This window comes from Bradyrhizobium cosmicum (assembly GCF_032290525.1).
Classification (GTDB): Bacteria; Pseudomonadota; Alphaproteobacteria; order Rhizobiales; family Xanthobacteraceae; genus Bradyrhizobium; species Bradyrhizobium cosmicum_A.
Genome location: NZ_JASXTA010000309.1, coordinates 1 through 263, shown reverse-complemented (window position 1 = coordinate 263; position 263 = coordinate 1). Strand labels below are relative to the sequence as shown.

The following is a 263-nucleotide window of genomic DNA, read 5'->3' as shown; positions in this document are numbered from 1 at the left end:
CACCTGGGGTGCTCCCTCCGGGATCTCCAGGGATTTCGCGCCCCGGCCGCCGCCATTGCCGCTGTCGCAGAGAAGCCGGCGTCCATCCCGTCCGATGCCGATGGGGATGATGTCGTAGCGGTCCGGATTGAGGGCGCGCAGGATATTGGCCGCCGACAGCTTCGAGACTTCGTGTTCCGCAGAACGTCCTCCGAACAGAAGCCCGATCATCTTGCGCGGCTGCGTCATGCCCGCTCCTCCTCTTGCAGCCGGCAAGGCCACTC

1 pseudogene is annotated in these 263 nt (G+C 66.2%); it reads right to left on the bottom strand.

Features of this window, described 5'->3' with window-relative positions:
• Positions 1–228: pseudogene (locus tag QSV46_RS40070) on the bottom strand (D-alanine--D-alanine ligase A); the annotation flags it as partial.
• Positions 229–263 lie beyond the last annotated feature (35 nt).